This is a genomic window from Lachnospiraceae bacterium, from assembly GCA_022794035.1.
Classification (GTDB): domain Bacteria; phylum Bacillota; class Clostridia; order Lachnospirales; family Bianqueaceae; genus CALWPV01.
In genome coordinates, this window is record JAAWDX010000009.1 from 58,914 (window position 1) to 76,208 (window position 17,295).

General features: G+C 45.1%; 17 protein-coding genes. 13 read left to right on the top strand and 4 right to left on the bottom strand.

What is annotated here, in order from left to right; translation table 11 throughout:
- Positions 1-73 precede the first annotated feature (73 nt).
- Both HFE64_08050 and HFE64_08055 read right to left on the bottom strand, forming a co-directional pair.
- The gene (locus tag HFE64_08050; GenBank protein ID MCI8633412.1) at positions 74-448 is read right to left on the bottom strand and encodes a helix-turn-helix transcriptional regulator; all 375 of its coding nucleotides are present in this window, start codon (positions 446-448) and stop codon (positions 74-76) included.
- On the bottom strand, positions 445-1,038 hold the full coding sequence (locus HFE64_08055; GenBank protein MCI8633413.1) for a flavin reductase family protein: 594 nt from the start codon (positions 1,036-1,038) through the stop codon (positions 445-447). Before HFE64_08055 ends, HFE64_08050 begins: the two co-directional genes overlap by 4 nt.
- A 205-nt stretch (positions 1,039-1,243) precedes the next feature.
- Here HFE64_08055 and rpmE point away from each other — a divergent pair, with 205 nt between their 5' ends.
- From rpmE to sigK, 7 genes are all read left to right on the top strand, one after another.
- On the top strand, positions 1,244-1,450 hold the full coding sequence (gene rpmE / locus HFE64_08060; GenBank protein ID MCI8633414.1) for a 50S ribosomal protein L31: 207 nt from the start codon (positions 1,244-1,246) through the stop codon (positions 1,448-1,450).
- A 130-nt stretch (positions 1,451-1,580) separates the two neighbouring features.
- A complete protein-coding gene (locus tag HFE64_08065) occupies positions 1,581-2,522 on the top strand; it encodes a DUF1385 domain-containing protein (protein MCI8633415.1) in 942 nt (313 codons plus the stop codon).
- Positions 2,519-3,358, top strand: coding sequence for a peptide chain release factor N(5)-glutamine methyltransferase (gene prmC, locus HFE64_08070; protein ID MCI8633416.1), 840 nt, complete (start codon positions 2,519-2,521; stop codon positions 3,356-3,358). The genes HFE64_08065 and prmC overlap by 4 nt, the downstream gene beginning before the upstream one ends.
- Positions 3,351-4,424 carry a peptide chain release factor 1 gene (gene prfA, locus HFE64_08075; protein MCI8633417.1) on the top strand — a complete coding sequence of 358 codons (1,074 nt, stop codon included), beginning with the start codon at positions 3,351-3,353 and terminating at the stop codon, positions 4,422-4,424. The genes prmC and prfA overlap by 8 nt, the downstream gene beginning before the upstream one ends.
- Positions 4,425-4,591: 167 nt before the next feature.
- Positions 4,592-6,679, top strand: a complete 2,088-nt coding sequence (fusA, locus tag HFE64_08080) for an elongation factor G (protein ID MCI8633418.1) — start codon at positions 4,592-4,594, stop codon at positions 6,677-6,679.
- A 267-nt stretch (positions 6,680-6,946) separates the two neighbouring features.
- Positions 6,947-9,034, top strand: a complete 2,088-nt coding sequence (locus HFE64_08085; protein ID MCI8633419.1) for a hypothetical protein — start codon at positions 6,947-6,949, stop codon at positions 9,032-9,034.
- Positions 9,035-9,119: 85 nt separating this feature from the next.
- Complete coding sequence (gene sigK, locus HFE64_08090) at positions 9,120-9,809, top strand: RNA polymerase sporulation sigma factor SigK (protein ID MCI8633420.1); 690 nt, start codon at positions 9,120-9,122, stop codon at positions 9,807-9,809.
- A gap of 28 nt (positions 9,810-9,837) precedes the next feature.
- Here sigK and HFE64_08095 read toward each other — a convergent pair whose 3' ends face one another.
- Positions 9,838-10,572 carry a hypothetical protein gene (locus tag HFE64_08095; protein ID MCI8633421.1) on the bottom strand — a complete coding sequence of 245 codons (735 nt, stop codon included), beginning with the start codon at positions 10,570-10,572 and terminating at the stop codon, positions 9,838-9,840.
- A gap of 177 nt (positions 10,573-10,749) precedes the next feature.
- On the opposite strand from HFE64_08095, the gene pta reads away from it, so the two are divergent.
- The 6 genes from pta (at position 10,750) to HFE64_08125 (ending at position 16,152) form a co-directional block, all read left to right on the top strand.
- Positions 10,750-11,748 (top strand): phosphate acetyltransferase, encoded by a 999-nt coding sequence (gene pta / locus HFE64_08100; protein MCI8633422.1) that lies wholly within the window; start codon positions 10,750-10,752, stop codon positions 11,746-11,748.
- Between the two features lie 21 nt (positions 11,749-11,769).
- A complete protein-coding gene (locus tag HFE64_08105) occupies positions 11,770-12,972 on the top strand; it encodes an acetate kinase (GenBank protein MCI8633423.1) in 1,203 nt (400 codons plus the stop codon).
- 84 nt (positions 12,973-13,056) lie between these two features.
- Positions 13,057-13,575, top strand: coding sequence for a DUF177 domain-containing protein (locus HFE64_08110; protein MCI8633424.1), 519 nt, complete (start codon positions 13,057-13,059; stop codon positions 13,573-13,575).
- Positions 13,576-13,619: 44 nt separating this feature from the next.
- Entirely contained in the window at positions 13,620-13,808 is a 189-nt protein-coding gene (gene rpmF, locus HFE64_08115; GenBank protein MCI8633425.1) for a 50S ribosomal protein L32, read from the top strand.
- Positions 13,809-13,867: 59 nt separating this feature from the next.
- Positions 13,868-14,764 (top strand): YitT family protein, encoded by an 897-nt coding sequence (locus HFE64_08120; protein ID MCI8633426.1) that lies wholly within the window; start codon positions 13,868-13,870, stop codon positions 14,762-14,764.
- Positions 14,764-16,152 carry a PLP-dependent aminotransferase family protein gene (locus HFE64_08125; GenBank protein MCI8633427.1) on the top strand — a complete coding sequence of 463 codons (1,389 nt, stop codon included), beginning with the start codon at positions 14,764-14,766 and terminating at the stop codon, positions 16,150-16,152. Before HFE64_08120 ends, HFE64_08125 begins: the two co-directional genes overlap by 1 nt.
- A 49-nt stretch (positions 16,153-16,201) precedes the next feature.
- On the opposite strand, the gene HFE64_08130 is transcribed toward HFE64_08125, so the two are convergent.
- Entirely contained in the window at positions 16,202-17,122 is a 921-nt protein-coding gene (locus HFE64_08130) for an aldo/keto reductase family oxidoreductase (protein ID MCI8633428.1), read from the bottom strand.
- Between the last annotated feature and the right edge of the window lie 173 nt (positions 17,123-17,295).

A 17,295-nucleotide genomic window follows, 5' to 3' on the forward strand; every position in this document is an offset into this window, starting at 1 on the left:
TATAAATGAAAATCCCTGAATAAATTCAATCTTTGGATTTATTCAGGGATTGCTTTTAAATGGGGGATCAGGGTTAAAGCAGAAAGTGATTCTCTGCAGGCGCTTCTTCTGAATCTGTGGGGATATCTTCTTCGTCTTTGCGTTGTTTCCAGCGTAAAAAAAGAATGTATTGATTGACGAGGGCTCTATGTTCGCTGTCCATGGATTTCATATAGCAGAAGCGGCTGGGGCAGGAGCTTTCCTGTCTCACAGGATTATCGAGAAGATAATCTAAAGAAACCTGAAAGGCTTTAGCGATGGCTACCAAAATTTGCTGATTTTTAGGAAAACGGTCATCTGTTTCATAATAGCCGACAACACGGGCCGAAACATGGATCATGCGCCCAAGCTGCTCCTGGGAGAGGCCTGCTTCCTGCCTCAGGGTACGAAGTCGTTCGCCAAAGGTCATGTTGAGGATCTCCTTTCTTTGCGTACAGAAAAGCCGAATTTTCCAAGATCCCTGCCCAGTGTCATATAAGTACCGTGGGAATAGGCGATTAAATCCGCTTTTTCTAGGTGAAATTTTCCGTTGGCATCCATCAGGTCCTGCGCAACGCGTACAGCGGTGATTTCAGCTAAAAACATATCGTGGGAGCCAAGAGGAAGTATGCGGCTTACTTTGCATTCTAAGTTAACAGGGCTTTCGGCAATGAGAGGAGCGCAGACGGTTTCGGCTTTCTGAGCAGTGAGTCCAAAGCGATTGAATTTATGGACGTCAGCACCGGATAGAACGCCGCAGGAATCTGTGATGCGGCATAGCGCCTGTGTAGTAAGATTGATGACAAATTCGCCGGTTTCCTTAATGATATGATGAGAATACCGATTGGGACGAATGGAAACATAGGTCATAGCAGGATCAGAGCAGACTGTGCCGGTCCAGGCCACAGTAATGATGTTGCACTGATCTTCGTCGCCTGGATTTTCATAGGAGCCGCAGGATACCATGACGGCAGGAAGCGGATAGAGCATATTACCAGGTTTCCAAGTGAGTTTCTTCATATAAATCTCCTTTCGCGCTCATGGGGACTGATTGCTGCGCGGAGTACATTTTGATATATGCTATTATAGCAAAAAAAGAGGGGAAAGGCTAGAGAAATTCAAAAAAACTGCTTGCAATGTGAAAATGCCTATGCTATAATAAATCCTGTGCATTTTGGTCGGTAATCAAACTGTACGAATAATCCATGAAAGAGGTGAATCCCGGATGAAGCAAGGAATTCATCCTGAATATTTTCAGGCTAAAGTAAAGTGCCATTGCGGTAATGAGTTCACAGTCGGCTCTACGGTAGAAGAGATCACAGTAGAAATTTGTTCTAAGTGCCATCCTTTCTATACCGGTACGCAGAAGGCTATTGCTGCTCGCGGTCGTGTAGAGAAGTTTAACCGCAAGTACAATATGAATAACAATTAAGCTCCGGCAGGGATCGGATGCTGACTGTTTCCGCAGAGCGGAATGGTTTTATATGAAGGGAAATATAACCGGTCGGAGCAATGCTTCGGCCGGTTATTTACTTAAATAAAAGTTAAAAATGGAGTGACACATGAAAAAATCAGGTGAGAAAAAGGAAGCAAGGCCTTCTATAGGCGGCCAGGCGGTGATGGAAGGCGTCATGATGAATGGCCGTCTGCATTATTCTGTTTCTGTACGAAAGCCAAATGGCGAGATTCAGACGGAGCTCTTTGATAACCAATCTGTCACAGAGAAGCATGCCATTTTGTCAGTGCCAGTGGTTAGGGGCGTGATTCGCTTTGCAGAGTCTTTGATCATTGGCATGAAAACGCTGAATTATTCTGCAGAATTTTTTATGGAAGAGGAATCAGAGGAGAAGAAAAAAGAGCGGAGCCATTTCTGGCAGACCTATGGGGATCGGATTCTGATGGCGGGCAGCATGATTTTGGCTGTTGTGCTGTGCCTTGGCATCTTTGTAGCCCTGCCTGTGGGGGCCTCCAGGCTTTTATATACGTATGTGACTCATAATGTGTACTGGATGGGGCTTACAGAGGGAATTCTTCGTATGCTGCTTTTTTTACTATATTTGTTTTTAGTGTCTAAGGTCAAGGATATTGCCAGAACATTTGAATATCATGGGGCAGAGCATAAAACGATTAATTGCTTGGAGGCAGGAGAGAGTCTCACGCCGGAGCATGTAAAAAAGTACAGCCGCTTTAACAAGCGGTGCGGCACCAGTTTTTTGTTTATTATTATGCTGATCAGTATTTTGTTTTTTTCGTTTATACAGGTGACAGATCCCTTGCTTCGCTTTGCGCTTCATTTATTGTTGATTCCTGTTATTGCAGGAGTATCCTATGAGGTTTTAAAGTTTTCGGCTAAGTCAGAGTCTAGGCTGATCAATATCTTGGTGGCACCAGGACTTTTGATCCAGCGAATCACTACCAAGGAGCCGGATGAAGAGCAGATTGAAGTTGCCATTGCTTCTGTGAAAAAGGTGTTGGAGGCGGAATATCCGGACATGAAATCATGATCTGGCGGTGCTTGCTTCAGCAGGGGAAGCAGATTTTAACAGGAGATGAGGCCGCTTGGGAGGCATGGCTCCTTTTTGCGGAGGTTTTTCAAACCACACGAGCGGAGTTTTTGCTAAAGGAAGAGACAGAGGTGACAGGGCAGCAGGAGAGAGCGTATCGGCAGCTGCTGCAAAGGAGAAGAGAAGGGGAGCCGGTGGCCTATATCCTGCGAAGCTGGGAGTTTATGGGCCTTGCGTTTAAGGTGACGCCAGAGGTTCTCATCCCGCGGCCGGATACGGAGACACTTGTAGAGGCAGCGCTGGAATGGGCGCCTTTAGAGGCTGACATTCTGGATCTATGCACGGGGAGCGGATGTATTGCTATAAGTCTGGCGCATTATTTGCCTCAGGCTCATGTGGAAGCGACGGATTTGTCTGCAGCGGCGCTGGAGATAGCCGTCTGGAATGCGAAGGAAAATGGCGTGCGTGTAAGCTTTTGGCAGGGCGATCTGTGGGAGGCACTGCCGGCTGGCCGGCAATATGACCTGATTACGGCAAATCCGCCGTATATTGATGCCGATCAGTATGAGAGGCTGGACCGGGAGGTGCGGGAATTTGAACCTAAGATGGCGCTGCACGGAGGAGAGGATGGTCTGGCGTTTTACCGGAGACTGGCGAAGCAAACGGGCTTTTTTTTGAAGAAGGGCGGCAGAGCCTATTGGGAGATTGGCTATGATCAGGGAAAGGCTGTAGCGGATATTGTGAAAGGGCAAGGGCTTAGGCTGATCGAAGTGCGTAAGGATTTGGCCGGACATGACCGAGTGGTGATTGTAGAGAAGGAGGTGGCATATGTTTGATAGATTAGAAGAGCTGGTGAATCGATATGAGGAGCTGGGCATTCGGCTGAATGAGCCGAGTATTATCGGAGATCAGGGACTCTGGCAGAAAATTATGAAAGAGCATGCTGGATTGATGCCTCTGGTGGAGACCTATCAGCGGTATAAAGCGGTGAAGCAAAATGAAGAAGAGGCCAGAATGCTGTTGGAGGAGGAAAAAGAGGAGGAGCTGAGGCAGCTGGCCAAGGAGGAGTTGGCGCAGGCTAAAGAAGAATTGGCTGAGCTTGAGACGAGGCTGAAGGTCTTGCTGCTGCCCAAAGATCCTAATGATGAAAAGAATGTATTTGTGGAGATTCGCAGCGGTGCGGGTGGAGATGAAGCGGCCTTGTTTGCTTCAGAGCTGTACCGGATGTACGGACGGTATGCGGAGCGCAGGGGATGGAAGACAGAGCTGGCCAGCTTGAATGAAAACGGATTGGGGGGCTTTAAAGAGGTTGTCTTTATGGTACAGGGCGCAGGCGCTTTTTCAAGGCTCAAATATGAAAGCGGAGTGCATAGAGTGCAGCGGGTACCGGCTACGGAATCGGGAGGAAGGATTCATACGTCTACGGTAACGGTAGCGGTGCTGCCGGAAGCGGAGGAGGTGGATGTGGACATCAATCCTAATGATATCCGCATTGATGTTTTTCGCTCTTCCGGTAATGGAGGACAGTGCGTCAATACAACGGATTCAGCTGTTAGGATTACTCATTATCCTACCGGAATCGTGGTCAGCTGTCAGGATGAAAAAAGCCAGCTGAAAAATAAGGATAAGGCGATGAAGGTGCTGCGTGCCAGGCTGTATGAACGGGAGCTGGCGAAGCAACAGGCAGAGATATCGGCAGATCGCCGCAGTCAGGTAGGGACGGGGGATCGGAGCGAAAAGATCCGGACGTATAATTTTCCGCAGACACGCGTCACAGATCACAGGATTAAGCTGACAACGCATCGGATCAGCGAGATTATGGACGGAGATCTGGATGAGCTGATTGATGGATTGATCACAGCAGATCAAACGGCTAAGCTAGCTAAAATGAATGAAGAATAATAAAATTAAAAATGTTTTATGGTAAACATGGCCAGGCTTTTAAATGAAAAATTAAAAGTTTGGCCATGTTCTGCATAAAAATCTCTTTTCAAATGGAAAGATTTGTGGTAAAATCGTACAAAACGGAAAAGGAGTAACTTTTCAAATCGAATAAGGAGGAACGACACATGGAAGTATATTCTGCGGAGAATATCCGCAATATCGTATTATTGGGACATGGAGGGGTCGGTAAGACGACGATTGCCGAACAGATGGCATATATTTCTAAAGCGATTGCAAGACCGGGTAAAATAGCAGATAAAAATACTATCAGTGATTTTGATCCTGAAGAAACGAAACGAGGCTTTTCAATTAATACGTCTGTACTGCCGATTGAATGGAGCAGCAGCTTTATTAAACATAAAATTAATGTGTTGGATACGCCTGGCTATTTTGATTTTGCAGGGGAAGTGGATGAGGCGATTCGGGCCGCCGGAGGCGCTGTGATTGTAGTATCGGCAAAAGCAGGCGTACAGGTAGGAACGGAGATTGCGTGGGAAAAGGCCGAAAAGAAGGGCCTGCCGCGTATGATTTTTGTAAATGGTATGGATGAAGCAGAGGCTGATTTGGTGAAGGTACTGGAAGAATTAAAAGAAAAATTCGGCAAGGTTATTGCACCTTTTCAGGTACCTTTTAAAGAGGATGGAAAATTTGCCGGCTTTGTGAATGTTCCTAAGATGGAAGGGCGGCGTTTCTCTGGTAACCGTGTAGAGGATTGTCCGATTCCGGAAGGCATGGAGGAAGAAGTTGAGCCAGTTCGCCAGATGATCCTGGAGGCAGTGGCCGCAACGGATGATGCACTTATGGAGCGTTTCTTCAATGAGGAAGAGTTTACGCAAGAGGAGATTTTGACAGCGCTGCGAAATGGTATTGTAGCTGGGGAAATTGTGCCCGTATTATGCGGGTCAGCCGCTAATGGGACGGGTATCGGTGTATTGATGAGCTCGATATGCAGCTATCTGCCCAATCCGGTTATGGCACATGCGACCAATGAGGCACTGGATCCCAATGGGAATTTAATTGAGGTGCCCTGCCAGCCGGCTGGCAATTTCTCGGGTATTGTATTTAAAACAAGTGTGGATCCGTATCTGGGAAAGATCAATTATTTTAAGGTTTTGTCCGGAACGCTGCGTAAGGATGAGACGATTGTGAATGTGAATAAAGAGGCCGAAGCCCGCATCAGCCGTCTGTATGTGATGCGCGGAAAGGAACAGATCGAAGTGCCGGAGCTGCGCGCTGGAGATATCGGAGCGCTTAGTAAGCTTACGGTAACAGCGACGGGCGATACGCTGGCTTCTAAAGGTTTTAATGTAAAATATCCGGGCGTTGATTTTAGTGAATCCCTGCTTTGCATGGCCATTCAGCCTAAAAATAAAGGCGATGAGGACAAGGTAAGCAGCAGCTTAACTAAGATCATGGAAGAAGATCCGACAATTCGTACAGAGATCGACAGTGAGCTAAAACAGCAGCTTATCTATGGGGCTGGAGATCAACATTTGGATGTCATTGTCAATAAGCTGAAAAATAAGTTTAAGGTAGAGGTGGAGCTTACCAAGCCAAAGGTTTCTTATCGTGAAACAATCAAAGGCAGGGCTGAGGTGAGAGGAAAATATAAAAAGCAATCCGGCGGACATGGACAGTACGGGGATGTGCTGATGGTTTTCGAACCCTCCGGCGATGTGACAATGCCTTATGTATTTGAAGAAAAGATTTTTGGCGGCTCTGTGCCGAAAAATTATTTCCCGGCTGTGGAAAAAGGGATTCAGGAATGCGTAAAGAGCGGTGTTTTAGCTGGCTATCCTATGGTAGGCATCAAGGCGACGCTGATTGATGGCTCTTATCATCCGGTAGATTCTTCGGAGATGGCCTTTAAAATGGCAACCTCCACTGCCTTTAAAGAGGGAATACCGCAGGCAAAGCCTGTTATTCTGGAGCCTATTGCATCGGTTCATATTTTGGTGGATGAGGCCTATATGGGTGATATTATGGGCGATATGACAAAGAGGCGCGGTCGCGTGCTAGGCATGGAGCATCAGGGGAATAAGCAGCTTATTGAAGCAGAGGTTCCTATGGCGGAAATGTTTACGTATCCGACGGAGCTTCGTTCTATGACACAGGGGCGCGGTTCTTATACATTGGAATTTGCCCGTTATGAAGAAGCCAGTCATGATGTAATGCAGAAGATTATTGCAGAAAGTCAGATATCACAGGCATAAAATAGTATAAAATTTATTAGAAAACTATTCTGTATAAATAAATTTAAAGGATTCGCATACGCTACAATCAGCCGGAGTTTGATTCGGCTGATTGTTTTTTTGTTTTAAATAGGGAGTAAAGGAAATTTTACAAAATTGCAACATTATACGGTTGCTTTTTTATAATGTGATCGGTATAATGTTATGTGTTTTAAAGATAATCCAGTGATTTTTGAATATAAATAGAGAGAAAAACAGCATAGTCTGAGAGTAAGATGAGGTGACAAGGTGGAGCAGGAAAGAAGAAATCAAAAGCATCGTACGGGGTCAGGTACAGCGAATGGAAAGAAACGGCCGCCGGTTCGGTATGACGAAAATGGCCGGCCGATCGTGCCTAAAAAACGGCCAGTCCGTTATGATGAGAATGGCCGGCCGATTGTACCGAAAAAGCGACCGGTTCGATATGATGAAAATGGAAGACCGATTCGTCCTAAGCAGCCGCAAAGCAGACAGCCGCAGCCAAAGCGGTATGAGAAGTATGAACAGGCGGATGCCCCAGCTTTTGATCGCCATGCATATGCGCAAAAAAAAGCGAAGGATGCAGAGAAGCGCAGAGAGCAGAAAAAAAATAAATGGAGCGCGCGTATCGGAGCCTGTGTGATCGTGTTTCAGGCTTTAATATCGATTATATTTTTTGTACTATTAAACCTTTTGGATATGCTGCCGATGCGGTATATTGTGGTCATTGGCATTATTTTGCTTGTGCTGTGGGGATTTACATTTGTATCGCAAAAGGCGAGAGCCGGGCAAAAGGTCGGAAGAGTGTATGCTATACTTTTGACACTGGTTCTTTGCTTAGGCAGTGTTTATATCTGGAAAGCGTATGACGTCATGGGCAATCTGACGGCAGGTCAGGTCACGAAGCTTAGCGATGTGTCAGTGATTGTAATGCAGGATAGCGCGGCACAAAGCTTAGAAGATTTACGTGGCAAACGTTTTGGAATTCAGAAAACCATAGACCGTGAAAATACAGATCTGACTTTGAGTACCTTACAGGAACGCTTTAATGAAAAGGTAACAACAACGGAGTATGAAAGCCTTAAATCTCAGATCCAAGCGCTTTACAGCGGTAAAATAGACGCCATTATCATTAACGAGGTCTATCGTTCGTTGATCCGAGAAGATTTTGAAAAATTTGACACGGAGACAAGAGTCGTTGATGCATTCACTTATAAAAAAGAAGCAAAGGAGAATTCTAAGGCTGATATTAAAGTAGATACCGAGCCGTTTAATGTATATCTGTCAGGAAATGATGAATGGGGCGCAGTTTCGTTAGATAATGGCCGTACGGATGTAAACATTATTGCAACAGTCAATCCGGCAACAAAACAGATTCTGCTCACCACAACGCCGCGGGATTACTATATAGAATTGCCGTTTTATGACGGCTGCAAGGATAAGCTGACGCATGCCGGGTTGTATGGAATTGATACCTCGATGGAGACATTGGAAAATCTGTATGATATTAAGATTGATTATTATGTGCGGATTAATTTCAGCGGGTTCCAGAATATTGTTGATGCACTTGGCGGTGTGAATGTATATTCAGAATATGCCTTTGAGGCCAGCGACGGAAGTGTTTCCTTTGATAAAGGCTATAATTATCTGGGAGGTTATGACGCGCTGCTGTTTGTGCGGGAGCGCTATGCATTTAGCAATGGAGACGTACAGCGCGGAAGAAATCAAATGGCTATGATTAAGGCCTTGACGCAAAAAATATTCTCCCCCTCTATTTTGACTAATTATATGAGTCTGATGAATAGCCTTTCCAGCTGTTTTATCACAGATATGCCAAGCAATAAAATTGGAGATCTGGTAAAAATGCAGCTGAATGATGGGGCAGAGTGGAATATTGTGTCAAATAGTGTGCTGGGGTATGCGAACATGCGTCCCACTTATTCCGGAGGCAGTGAGCGGCTGTCCGTTCTCGATCCGGATGAGGAGGATCTGGAGGCAGCGCGGGAGCTGATTCGCAAATGCATGAATGGCGAGACGATCAGGGCTCCCTATAAGGATTATTCATTAAAGGTTAATGATCATTACGACCCCGATAGTTATACAGGCGGAAATACAGGAACGAGCAGCTATGCAAGCAGCAGCAATATTGATCTCGATTCTAGCTTCATCAATCAAGACAGCAGTTTGAGTGATTCCGATGTGAGCGAGGATCTTTCATCAGATCCGGAATATAGTGACAGCTCGGAATGGACAGAAAGCTCTGAGCCAGGAGAAGGCGAAGGATCTTATGAAGAGCCGCCGGTTGAAAGTGATCAAAGCTCAGAGGAGACAGATAATACGGGTGAAGTGACGGAATAGCATGATCGAGAGACTAAAAATAAAATAGAGCATTTTAAAGGAGTAAATCTCATAAGCTGTTAAAAGATCAATCAGGAGCAGCATTATGTGGTTTACTCTTTTGTTACAGGTACTTTTTCATGCCCGATATGAAGCTGGAGGCGGTTCATTTGCTAAGCCAATGTCACTTAAAGAAGAACAGGAGGCATTAAGACGTCTGGGAGAAGGAGATATGGCGGCAAGAGAAGAATTGATTGAACGGAATATGCGTTTAGTGGCGCATGTGGCCAGAAAATATACGTCAACCGTTACCAGCTGGGAATCTGACGACTTAATTTCGGTCGGTGCCATTGGGCTCATCAAAGGGATTGACACATATGATTTAGAAAAAAAAGCAAAGCTTAGCACATATCTTGCCAGATGTATAGAAAATGAGATATTGATGCTGCTGCGCTCAGATAAAAAGAAAAAGCAGGACATTTCGTTGCAGGAGCCGATAGGGCAGGACAAAGAAGGCAATACGATTTCATGGGACGATGTACTGGTATATGAAGAGGGATGCGTAACGGATCAGGTGGATTTGGCATTAGATAAAAAAGAGCTTCAAAAGGTCATGGAATCAGAATTGACAGAAAGAGAAAGGTATGTGCTGTGCCTTCGATATGGGCTGAATGGGCGGCAAGAAGAAACGCAGCGACAGGTTGCAAAAAGAATGGGAATTAGCAGAAGCTATGTTTCCCGCATAGAAAAAAAGGCGCTCGAGAAGCTGCAACATAAAATGGCGCGGCCTCTGTGAGCGCTGAAGAAGAAAAAATCAGAAAGATTTACTTTTTGGCAGATTTGTCAGCCCATTGGCTATTGATTTTTAAAATGCTGCGAGGAAGCGCGTCTTTAGCATTTTTCCAGGGCTGTTCTTTATAGCGGTAGTCAAATTTTAACGTGAACCATTCCAAATCGTCTTCCACCCGTTTTAAGTTTTCTGTCTGAAGGGAGGAGATCAGCTGACGAAATTCGAGAAGATGATCGCCCTTCAGATGCTGAGCAGAAAGCTCATAAAGCTGTATAAAATGCTGAAAACAAAATCCTTTACAGCTTTTTACGATCTCGCGAAATTCGGCATCCCGTTTCCAGAGCATAAAGAAGGCAGTGATATATCGATTAAATACTTCTTCTACCCGTTCACATACGTAGCAGCTATGCAGCAAATGCTCATAATGCTGCCATAAAGGAGAAGCTTCCGCTGTTTTTTTACCAAACCGCTTTTTAGGAGAAGCTGATTCTTTTAAAAGATGATCAATGGTTTCATGCTGCGCTTTCATATGAGAGTGCAGCATGAGTGCCAGACCCAGTGCATTTCCTTCTGTATATAGTCTTTGCATATGTTGCGGACAAAATCCTTTATCATTGGTTTCGCCGCGCACATCCTCTTCCATATACGAAGGGCTTAGCACATAGCCAATCGTATTATCTTCCAAGGTGCGCTTCATGGCGCAAAAAGGACATTCGCAATCCTCTTTAAATCCATCCATAACAGGAATTGTATAAATTTCTTCTTTCATAGAAACCTCCCGAATGATTGCTCAAAACACTAGTTTTTATTATGAAGGCTTTCATAAAAAAAGTCAATTAGAACTTGCAAACAACCTGCAATTGTCTTATAATAGTTCTAGTTTACGGAACATGGAAACCGTATGGAGTAATAAGTGATTCTATCAATAGAAGGGGGACAAGTGTCCATGAGTACATTTTTAGAAAATGTGAAAGCGAGAGCTAAAGCAGACAAAAAAACGATTGTGCTTCCGGAGTCAATGGATCGGCGTACTTTTGAGGCTGCTGCCGTTGTTTTAAAAGAAGGAATTGCCAATCTGGTTATTATCGGAAATTCAGAAGAGGTAGAGGCCAACAGCAAGGGACTGGATATTGCAGGCGCTACCATTATTGATCCGGCTACTTATGAAAAGACGCAGCAATATATTGATATGCTGGTGGAGCTTAGAAAAGCAAAAGGAATGACAGAAGAGATGGCACGTGATCTTTTGCTGCATGAATATATGTATTTTGCCTGTATGATGGTAAAAGCAGGCGATGCAGACGGTGTAGTTTCCGGCGCCTGCCATTCGACAGCCAATACATTAAAGCCCTCTCTGCAGATTATTAAGACAGCACCGGGAACCAAGCTGGTTTCCTCCTTCTTTATTATGGTTGTTCCCAACTGCGAGCTGGGAGCTAATGGAATTTTTGTGTTCAGCGATTGCGGATTGGTGCAGAATCCGAATCCGGAGGAGCTTGCTGCAATTGGAGCTTCTTCTGCAGAATCCTTCAAAATGCTTGTGCAGGAAGAGCCCAAAGTGGCGATGCTTTCTCATTCAACTAAGGGCAGCGCTAAGCATGCAGATGTGGATAAGGTTGTAGAAGCGACTCGGATTGCCAAAGAGCAGAATCCGGATTTGAAGCTTGACGGAGAAATGCAGCTGGATGCTGCTATTGTTGAAAGCGTAGGCTCTTCCAAGGCACCCGATAGCGAGGTGGCTGGACATGCAAACGTACTGGTATTTCCTGATCTGGATGCAGGCAATATTGGATATAAGCTGGTACAGCGTCTGGCAAAGGCTGAGGCATATGGTCCTATTACTCAAGGGATTGCAGCACCGATCAATGATCTTTCTCGCGGATGCTCTGCAGAGGATATTGTAGGCGTAGTAGCCATTACAGCCGTACAGGCGCAGAATCAATAAGCATAAGAGGAGATAGAAGAAATGGCAAAGGTATTAGTCATTAATTGCGGAAGCTCATCCTTGAAGTATCAGCTCATTGATATGGAAAATGAAAGTGTACTGGCGAAAGGATTGTGCGAGCGCATCGGGATTGAAGGCTCCAAATTGACTCATAAGCCCACCGGAAAGGCGGTATATGAGGAAGAGAGCGAAATGAAAGATCATCAGGTTGCCGTGGAGAAGGTACTGAGCGCTCTGCAGCATCCGGAATACGGTGTTATCAAAAGCGTAGACGAGATTTCAGCAATTGGTCATCGCGTACTGCATGGCGGAACGATCTATAGTGATTCTATTGTTGTGGACGAGGATGTAAAGCGGGTTATCCGGGAATGCTTTGATTTGGGACCGCTGCATAATCCGGCTAATTTGATCGGTATCGAAGCGTGTGAAGCAGCAATGCCGGGCAAACCCAATGTAGCTGTATTTGATACGGCCTTTGGTATGTCTATGCCCGAAAAAGCCTACACCTATGCTATTCCGCATGAATATTATGAGAAATACGGGATCCGCCGTTATGGCTTCCATGGAACGAGTCATAAGTTTGTATCAGGAGAAGCACTTAAGTTTGCGGGATTGGATCCTGAAAAGGGAAAAGTGATTGTATGTCATCTGGGAAATGGATCAAGCGTTTCAGCCTCGATCGGCGGAAAATGCGTAGATACTAGCATGGGACTTACACCGCTGGAAGGTCTGATCATGGGAACCAGAAGCGGCGATTTGGATCCGGCAGTCGTACAGTTTATCTGCAACAAAGAAGGCATTGATGTGAATGAGATGCTTACGATTTTAAATAAAAAATCCGGTTTCCTAGGAATGACGAATGGCTTATCAAGTGATAACCGGGATATTACGCAAGCTGCTAAAGAAGGCAATCATTTGGCTCAGGTAGCAGTGGAAGCGACAAGATATCGTGTGGCGAAATATATCGGGGCTTATGCAGCGGCTATGAATGGTGTAGATGCGATTGTATTTACAGCAGGCATTGGCGAAAACGATTGGGAAGCCAGAGCCGGCATTTGTGAATATTTAGGATATCTAGGCGTAGAGCTGGATGAAGAAGCGAAAAAGGTAAGGGGCGAACGTATCGTTATGTCTACTCCCAATTCTAAAGTAAAGGTTCTTCTGATTCCGACCAATGAAGAGCTGGCTATTGCCAGAGAGACAAAGGAAATTGTAGGCTGTTAAATCATTAAATTTTTAGCTGCCAATAGTTGACAAAGGCCTTATGGACGTGTATAATAGGCAAAGTGACGAAAAGGAGGGTGGGCTATGTTATCGTTTCAGGTGCGGAACCTGTTACTAGATCCCAGCCTGCAGATTCCGGTGGATGCTGTATGGAAGCAAGAGAGTATTGCGGCGGCCGGCGAGGAAATCAAGTGTTTGGAGCCATGGAGGATTCAAGGACAGATTTCTAATGTTGGCGGAGCTGTTTTAGAGTTTTCTGGAACGGTAGATACTCAGATTGCGATGGCATGTGACCGTTGTATGAAGCCGGTGACGGTACCACTTCATATCGTCATAGAGCAGCGTTTTGCGAAAGACCAAGCTTCCGATGCGTCTGATCAGGAGGAGTGGGATATTCTTCCTATTGAGAATGATCGTATTGATTTGGATGAGACAATTCTTCATGAGGTGCAGCTTGGTGTTCCTATGAAGGTGTTGTGTAAAGAAGAGTGCAAAGGGCTGTGTCCAATTTGTGGGCAGGACCTAAACGAGGGCCAGTGTGATTGTGAAGATGAGAGCGGTGATCCCCGTTGGGAAGCGTTGAAAGGTCTATTTTCTGAATAGACGGGCACTAAGCCCAAGGATCATAATAATAGGAGGTGTAACCAATGGGTGCTATTGGACCGAAGAACAAAACTTCTAAGGCTCGTCGCGATAAGAGAAGAGCTAATTGGAAGTTATCTGTTCCCAGTTTAGCAAAATGCAGCAAGTGTGGCGCATTAATTATGCCTCATCGCATTTGTAAAGAATGTGGGACATATAATAAAAGACAGGTTATCCAAGTCGAAGAAGACTAAGCAGTTTTCAAAAAGGAATCATTATTTAATGATTCCTTTTTCATTTCATTCATGAAGGAATGGGGAGCTTGAAAGTGAGTTTGGAAAAAGTAAATTTTAAAGATTTTTTTAATTTCAAAAGCCTTTTTTTTATTGCATTGGGAAATATCATTTATGCGCTTGGCGTCATTTTCTTTATTTTGCCTAATGGCTTGATCACAGGCGGGACAACGGGCTTGGGATTATTTGTGCATCATCAATTTGGTATTTCAATTTCGGCTTTCGTAGCCGTTTTTAATATCACCATGTTCGTGCTGGGATTTTTCTTTCTGGGAGCTAATTTTGCGCTTTCTACTTTGCTCAGTACGGTTTTATATCCCCTCTTATTATCCGTATTTGAAACTGTGCTGGCCGGAACCGGAAAGATGACAGATGATCCGCTCTTAGCAGTGATTATGGCAGGCTTGATGATTGGTCTGGGGCTGGGTATGGTAATTAAAGTAGGTGCCTCTACGGGCGGAATGGATATTCCTCCGCTGATATTAAATAAAAAGTTAAAAATACCGGTTTCGGTCGGACTTTATTTCTTTGATTTTGCCGTACTGCTTACGCAGATTTTATTTTCTGACAGAGAAAATGTACTATATGGCATTCTGTTAGTTTTCATCTATACCGTTGTACTTGATAAAGTGCTCCTGATGGGAGAAAAACAAATGCAGGTGAAAATCATCAGCGAGAGATATCAGGAGATCAATGCGGCAATTTTAAAACAGCTCAACCGAGGAAGTACGCTTCTAGAAGCAGAAACTGGCTATACCAAAAAGGAAAGCTATGTGGTGCTCTCTGTGGTATCCAAGCGTGAATTAAATCAGCTGCAAAAAATCGTAAATGAATTAGATGAAACAGCATTTATGATTGTCAATCAGGTCAATGAAGTGCGCGGGAGGGGCTTTTCTTTGGAAAAGCAATATAAATAGTGCTGAATTTGACCATCACCTTACGTGAGGATATCAAAATTCCCTTATATGAACAGCTTTACAGAGCCATTGTAGAGCAGATTCAAAACGGCCTTCTAACCGCCAATGAAAAGCTGCCCTCCAAACGATTTCTCTGTCAGCAGCTTGAGGTGAGCCACAGCACCGTCGAAACAGCATATGGTCTTTTATGCGCCGAGGGATATATCGAGGCCATTCCGCGAGTAGGCTATCGAGTTTTGCCGATCCTTCCGCTCAAACGTCTTGGAGCTCTGCAGATGGAAAGCATAAAAAATGAGCGTTTTCCGGCAGGGCCGGAACTGCTCACGTTTTCGACAGGAGCGGTGGATACTGAGATTTTTCCTTATGCATCTTGGGCTAAGATTTACAAAGAGGTTATTTATCAGAGTCCGGAGCTGCTGGAAAAAGGAGAGGCGCAGGGAGATCTGGTTTTTCGGGAAACGCTACAGCATTTTCTGCAGGAATATCGGGGAGTCAAGTGTACGCCGGATCAGATTGTAGTAGGGGCAGGGATGGAATATCTGCTGGATTTGGTTTTGAAGCTTTTTTCTGACGAGAGCCGAGTTGCGATTGAAGATCCGGGATATCGGACATTCTATCGCTTGGCAAGGGATCAGGGGAAAAGGGCGGTGCCCATTGTGCTGGATGAGCAGGGGATGCAAATGGAGCCGCTCTATGCGTCTGGAGCCAGGCTGGCCTATGTAACGCCCTCGCATCAATTTCCAATGGGAATCATGATGCCGGCACGGCGGCGCAGTGAGCTGCTGGAATGGGCAAATCGATGCGATGGATATATCATAGAGGATGATTATGACAGCGAGTTTCGGTATCGTTCGCGTCCGATCCCGGCTATGCAGGGGATGGACCCAAATGGAAGAGTGATCTATATAGGAACATTCAGCAGGAGCATAGCGCCCTCGATCAGAGCCGCCTATCTAGTGCTGCCGAAGCCGCTTCTTAAGGTGTTTCGCGATCGGTTTGGCAGTCAGGCATCGACAATTTCCAGATTTGAGCAGCATGCGCTGGAACGATTCATCCGGCAGGGAATGTATGGGCGGCATTTGCGACGCTCTACGAATCTTTATAAAAAGCGTTTGCAGGATTTGAAGGAAGCGCTAAAGAAGATTCCGAACGGATATGTGAGCGGAGAAGAGGCAGGGCTGCATTTTCTTTTTCATCTGCCGGGTGTTGCAGAGCAAGCGTTGATTGAACGGGCAAAACGAAACGGGCTTTTGCTGCATGGTCTATCAGAGTATTGCTATCAGGCTGCTTATGAGGAAACGGTGCTGGTCATGGGATTTGCCGGACTCTCTGAAGAGAAAACGGAGCAGGCAATTGCGATGCTGCAAAAAGCATTAAAGGAGCTATAATAAAAATGTCCTTCGGAAATTTGATTCCGAAGGACATTTTTTAGTTTTATCAAGGCAGCATATTGCCGGCAGCAGTGTATAAGCGGTACCATTCTTCCCGAGTAAGAGGCAGCGAGGAGCCGGCGGCGACATCCTTCATGCGGCTCGGCTTGGTAGAACCGGCGATGACCTGAATGTTAGCGGGATGCCTTGTAATCCAAGCAGTTGCAATGGCGGTGTTGGAAACCTGATATTGATCGGCCAGCTGCTGGATGAGTGTGTTAAGCTTTTCGTATTTTTGATGGTTATTGAAAATGAGACCTTCAAAATAACCGTATTGATAGGGAGACCAAGCCTGAATGGTGATCTCATGCAGACGTGCATATTCAAGAAATTCGCCTGTGCGCTGCGTGCTTTGATCAATTGTCATGTTGGCAGCGAGACCAGCATCCACAAGAGGGGTATGGCCTAAACCAAACTGAAGCTGATTAAAGCATAGCTTAAACGGACAGTATTGCTGAAGGAGTTCAAGCTGCAAAGAATTTTGATTGGAAACACCAAAAAAGCGTACTTTGCCGGATTGGTGCAGATACGTGAAAGCTTCTGCGACTTCAGAGGGCTCCATCAGCGTATCAGGACGGTGCAGCAGTAGAACATCCAGATAATCTGTATTTAAACGCTGAAGGCTCTGATTGACACTGTTGATAATATGTTCTTTAGAAAAATCAAAAAAACCGGGGCGAATTCCGCATTTTGTTTGGATGATCATGGAGTCTCGTAGGGAAGAATGCAGATCCACTGCCTGACCAAATAGGGTTTCGCAGTGGCCCTTGCCGTAAATATCGGCATGATCAAAAAAGTTGATGCCAAGCTCTAAGTTTGTTTTAATAAGGCTTTCCAGTTCAGAAACTGAAAGACTGGAGATACGCATACAGCCCATAATGATATTAGAAGCGTGCAGGGATGTGCCGGGAATGGATAAATACTTCATAGGTTCCTCCTAAATGTAATGTTCTGCTATGCGTAGTATAGCATACTTGGAAAAATAAGCCAATAAATTTTAAAAAAGGAGTTGACATTGGAGGTCAAAAATGATATGCTACATTCAGCAGTTAGGATTAAATCCTAATAAGAACTAACTGACTTACAGGAAAAGAGGATATG

What these genes read in the sequence shown, in the direction of transcription:
- HFE64_08050 (MCI8633412.1), bottom strand. Translation starts at nt 448, where the DNA reads ATGACCTTTGGCGAACGACTTCGTACCCTGAGGCAGGAAGCAGGCCTC.
- HFE64_08055 (MCI8633413.1), bottom strand. Translation starts at nt 1,038, where the DNA reads ATGAAGAAACTCACTTGGAAACCTGGTAATATGCTCTATCCGCTTCCT.
- rpmE (MCI8633414.1), top strand. Translation starts at nt 1,244, where the DNA reads ATGAAGCAAGGAATTCATCCTGAATATTTTCAGGCTAAAGTAAAGTGC.
- HFE64_08065 (MCI8633415.1), top strand. Translation starts at nt 1,581, where the DNA reads ATGAAAAAATCAGGTGAGAAAAAGGAAGCAAGGCCTTCTATAGGCGGC.
- prmC (MCI8633416.1), top strand. Translation starts at nt 2,519, where the DNA reads ATGATCTGGCGGTGCTTGCTTCAGCAGGGGAAGCAGATTTTAACAGGA.
- prfA (MCI8633417.1), top strand. Translation starts at nt 3,351, where the DNA reads ATGTTTGATAGATTAGAAGAGCTGGTGAATCGATATGAGGAGCTGGGC.
- fusA (MCI8633418.1), top strand. Translation starts at nt 4,592, where the DNA reads ATGGAAGTATATTCTGCGGAGAATATCCGCAATATCGTATTATTGGGA.
- sigK (MCI8633420.1), top strand. Translation starts at nt 9,120, where the DNA reads ATGTGGTTTACTCTTTTGTTACAGGTACTTTTTCATGCCCGATATGAA.
- HFE64_08095 (MCI8633421.1), bottom strand. Translation starts at nt 10,572, where the DNA reads ATGAAAGAAGAAATTTATACAATTCCTGTTATGGATGGATTTAAAGAG.
- pta (MCI8633422.1), top strand. Translation starts at nt 10,750, where the DNA reads ATGAGTACATTTTTAGAAAATGTGAAAGCGAGAGCTAAAGCAGACAAA.
- HFE64_08105 (MCI8633423.1), top strand. Translation starts at nt 11,770, where the DNA reads ATGGCAAAGGTATTAGTCATTAATTGCGGAAGCTCATCCTTGAAGTAT.
- HFE64_08110 (MCI8633424.1), top strand. Translation starts at nt 13,057, where the DNA reads ATGTTATCGTTTCAGGTGCGGAACCTGTTACTAGATCCCAGCCTGCAG.
- rpmF (MCI8633425.1), top strand. Translation starts at nt 13,620, where the DNA reads ATGGGTGCTATTGGACCGAAGAACAAAACTTCTAAGGCTCGTCGCGAT.
- HFE64_08120 (MCI8633426.1), top strand. Translation starts at nt 13,868, where the DNA reads ATGGGGAGCTTGAAAGTGAGTTTGGAAAAAGTAAATTTTAAAGATTTT.
- HFE64_08130 (MCI8633428.1), bottom strand. Translation starts at nt 17,122, where the DNA reads ATGAAGTATTTATCCATTCCCGGCACATCCCTGCACGCTTCTAATATC.